This is a genomic window from Acetobacter sp. AN02, assembly GCF_029759835.1.
Classification (GTDB): Bacteria; Pseudomonadota; Alphaproteobacteria; order Acetobacterales; family Acetobacteraceae; genus Acetobacter.
Genome location: NZ_JAJJND010000144.1, coordinates 1 through 3,954, shown reverse-complemented (window position 1 = coordinate 3,954; position 3,954 = coordinate 1). Strand labels below are relative to the sequence as shown.

The following is a 3,954-nucleotide window of genomic DNA, read 5'->3' as shown; positions in this document are numbered from 1 at the left end:
GACCTGGGTCGCTCGACTTGCCGAGGCAGTGAGGTTCAATCAACGCCCACTGGGCGTCCGTCAGCACAAAACGTTCCATCCAAAGCTTGAATCACATCTCAAGCTACGAGTGAATCCCCACAGACCTTAGTCCACCGGTCAGGAAAGGTCTGGCGGCTTCAGAATGCGCCAGGCAGGGAGGTGACGATCCGGTCCGTAAGATCGCTGATCAGGGCCTGCGTCATGGCCACCACAGCCTCATCTGAGGATGTATCGGCCGTGCGCGTGATCGTCGCCGTCATGCGACGGACCAGCATGTTCTCATTCTTGGGAATAATGGCCCACTGGGCAACCAGCGTGCCTTCACCGCCGGTCGTGATGTCCAGACGCGAGATCGTCACATCAAGACGTGCCGTCGGAGCACCGCCGGTGATCTGCTTCGTTACCAGGATCTTGGGTTGTCTGCTCGCAAGATCGGCCGTCAGAAGATCGGTGATTCCCGAGGACAGAGTCTCCGCCCAGCGTCCGTCATCGCTGCGCTTCACGTCATTGTCGTTGCGGGTCAGGATGTCCTGATTATCGATATAGGCGGGCAGGACCACATGATCGACCTGAAGAGTCGTCTCGGGTGATGCACCGCTCGCCGGGGGTGACGGCGGCGCCAGAGTATAGAGCTTCAGCGGCGGTCCGGCGCATGCCGCCAGGCTGGCGGCAAGGGTCAGCGCGCAGGCGGCGGAAAGCGCCCTGAAGGCGGATGTGCGGGCTGTATATGTCGGAAACATCAGTTTCGTCGTCCCATCAGGAGAAGTTTAGGGTCACGTTCAATATCGGATGCAAAGCCACGCAGCGCGGCAGCAGCAGCGGCCGTATCGCGCAGTGCGGCACTGATATTTGCCCGCTCCGCACTGCGTGGGGAGAGCATGCCATGCAGATCATCAAGAGTCCTGCGTGTGTCCTCCGTGGTTTTTCCGGCACTCACCAGCAGCGTATGGAGCTCGCGGCCGCGCTGATCAAGCTGTGTCGTACCCGTTTTCATCAGGGTATCCACATCTGTCAGTGTAACGCTGAGTTTCTGCTGAAGTTCGCGGATCGCGGCTGTCGCCGCATCGACCGTCTCACGCGAATGATCCGACGTGGATTTCACACTCTCAAGCAGCAGAGGCAGGCTCTGGTCCAGCCGGTCCGCCAGCCTGTTCAGAGATACCATCGTCTGGTCAGCATGGGCCGCGATATCCTTCAGAGGCATATCCATCAGGGCCTGCTTTACCTTCTCGACAGAGGAGATATGCGTCGGAATCTCGGTCTCGTCCGTCACCTGCGGATGAAGATCCGCCGCCGATCCGGGAAAGAAATCAAGCTCGATATTGGTCTGTCCGGTCACGAAGCTCTGCACGTTCTCCTCGGCGCGCAGCCCGCTCCTGACCATGTCTCCAAGGGACGGAAGCGTGCCCTCTGTATTCCCGTGTCTGACGACCATGACCTTATCGGCATCAAGAGAAAGTGTAACCGGAATATAGGCCGTATGGCTGACCGAGTCGAATCGAAGGGAAATGCCCGTCACCTGCCCGACAAGCACGCCTCTGAAGGTAACAGGCGCCCCGACGGCAAGCCCGCTGACGGAATTCTGGAACACGACAACGGCACGATCCGTCCTGGAAAAGATGCGTGCATTCCCGAACAGCACGAAAGCACTGAGGGCAAGGGCAGCACCCCCGAGGACAAAGCCCCCGATGAATGTCTGTCTGGTGGTGGCGGCGACCATTACGTTCTGCGCTCCTGCTGCTGACCGGAGGGGGACTGCGGCGTCTGATCCTGAAGCGAGGGCTGTCGGTTCATGAAGGCCCGGACGCGCGGGTCGGGTGAGTGATCGCGCATATCCCTAGGGGCTCCGTGCGCGATCGGTTTCTTCGTAACGGGATCAAGAAAAATCCCGTCATCGGCAATGGCAAAGAGACTCGAAAGCTCGTGGCTGACAATCACGACCGTCACGCCAAGACCGTCTCTCAGATTGAGGATAAGCTCGTCCAGCCGGGCCGAGGTGATCGGATCAAGCCCGGCGGAAGGCTCATCAAAGAAAAGAATATCCGGATCAAGCGCGATGGCACGTGCAAGCCCGGCCCGCTTGCACATGCCGCCCGAAATTTCCGAAGGATAGAGATTGACGGCATGAGCCATGCCGACAAGACCGAGCTTCACCTCCGTCAGTCTCCGGATCGCGTCATGATCCAGGCGGGTGAACATCTCTAGTGGCAGAGCAACATTCTCCCCGACCGTCATGGAGCTCCACAGCGCGCCGCTCTGGAACAGTACCCCGAAACGCTGGTTCAGTGCGGTGCGATGGGAATCGGGGCCATGCCAGTAATCATCCCCATCCACCGTGTAGCTGCCGGTCTGCGGACGCAGCAGCCCGATCATGGAGCGCAGAAGCGTGCTCTTGCCGCAGCCGGACCCGCCCATGACGGCAAAAATCGAGCCGCGCTTCACGTCAAAGGAGATGTCGCTCTGGATGACCTTGCGACCATAGCCGATCGTCAGGTCACGGACACTGAGGATCGGTTTCTGCGGCGGGGGAGGGGACATCGTCATATCCCGATCACATTCGCAATGACGGCAAAAATCGCGTCAAGGGCAATCACACCCACAATGCCGACAACAACGGCTCGTGTCGCCGCCTCACCGACATCCGCAGCGCTGCGTCCGGCCTGCAGACCGATATTACATGAGGAGAATGCGATCATGGCTGCAAAGAAGATAGTTTTGACAAAGCCGAAATAGAACTGGGAAAGGCTGACAGCCCCGAAAAGCTGGTGCCAGTACCCCGCAGTCGTCACGCTCGGAAGCATTCCCACCGTCACAATGTAACCGCCAAACGTGCTGAGAAGACAGCCATACAGATAAAGCAGCGGCATCGTCAGGATAAGCGAAAGCACGGATGGCAGGATCAGATAGGACGTGACGGGAATCCCGAACACCCGCAGCGCGTCGATCTCCTCATTCCCCAGCATGGTCGAGATGCGCGCGGCATAAGCCCCTCCGGTGCGCCCGGCCATGATGATGGCCGTCATCACGGCGCTCAGCTCACGCACGCAGGCGATTCCCACCAGATTGGCAACATATGCGTCAGCCGAGAATTTCCGCATCTGCACCGCACCGACAAAAGCAAGAATGCTGCCCAGCAGGAAATTCACGACACTGACAATCAGCAGCGCCGAAGGACCGGCATCGCTGATATCCCGGAACAGATCCGCCGGTCGCATATGTCCCTGACCCTTCCTGCGCGGAGACAGGACACTGCGGAAGGTATTCCAGGCCAGTTCGGACACCGCACCCGCACTCGTCAGGAAACGGACGACAAGATCCCCCGTCAGGAGAAGCGGAGTGAAAGAGACACGGGATATGGTCTGCGGAAGGTCCGGATGCTCAGGAAGAAGGGACACCAGCTTCGAGGCCGATTCGGGAACACCCGAAAAATCCGTCCTGATCCCGCTTCTGCCCGCCGCCTGCTTCACATCCCACAGAAAAGAAATGAAAACAGTGTCCCATTCCTGCAGCCCGCCGGTATCGAAACCCAGCGAATCACCTTCGCGAATCCGTGTGAGATCGTCGGCACTGAAGGAGGGAATCAGTCCGGTGTCAGAGGTCCACGGACCGCTGAGGGACAGAATCGCGCCGCCCTGTCCTTCGCGGAACGTCCATTCCGGTTTTCCGGTGTTCTGAACCACCCGTGATATCCTTTCTCCTGATTCCTGAAACCCTGACTGTCCCGCCACAGGGCAGAAAACAGGCGTGGGGGGATGCCGGTCCCGGAGGAAGGCCGGTCGCCGCGCAGGATAGTCCTTCATGCCGCGAGGTGAAAGTGTAAACCTTCCGGGGCAGGGCTGAACTGACAGCAACGCCGGTTTTCCTGTCTTTCTGATTTTTTTTTGAATTTCTGTGTTGACGGTGTTTGCGGGTGGGGCTTATAAGCCGCTCACC

At 59.1% G+C, this 3,954-nt stretch carries 4 protein-coding genes; all 4 read right to left on the bottom strand.

Annotation, left to right across the window (positions count from 1 at the left end; translation table 11 throughout):
* Positions 1-158: 158 nt before the first annotated feature.
* The 4 genes from LOC54_RS11695 to LOC54_RS11680 are packed head-to-tail and all read right to left on the bottom strand — an operon-like array spanning position 159 to position 3,710.
* Complete coding sequence (locus LOC54_RS11695) at positions 159-761, bottom strand: PqiC family protein (protein ID WP_279313969.1); 603 nt, start codon at positions 759-761, stop codon at positions 159-161.
* Entirely contained in the window at positions 761-1,741 is a 981-nt protein-coding gene (locus LOC54_RS11690; RefSeq protein ID WP_279313968.1) for an MlaD family protein, read from the bottom strand. The genes LOC54_RS11695 and LOC54_RS11690 overlap by 1 nt, the downstream gene beginning before the upstream one ends.
* Positions 1,741-2,559, bottom strand: a complete 819-nt coding sequence (locus tag LOC54_RS11685) for an ABC transporter ATP-binding protein (protein ID WP_279313967.1) — start codon at positions 2,557-2,559, stop codon at positions 1,741-1,743. The genes LOC54_RS11690 and LOC54_RS11685 overlap by 1 nt, the downstream gene beginning before the upstream one ends.
* 2 nt (positions 2,560-2,561) lie before the next feature.
* Complete coding sequence (locus LOC54_RS11680; RefSeq protein ID WP_408740351.1) at positions 2,562-3,710, bottom strand: MlaE family ABC transporter permease; 1,149 nt, start codon at positions 3,708-3,710, stop codon at positions 2,562-2,564.
* Between the last annotated feature and the right edge of the window lie 244 nt (positions 3,711-3,954).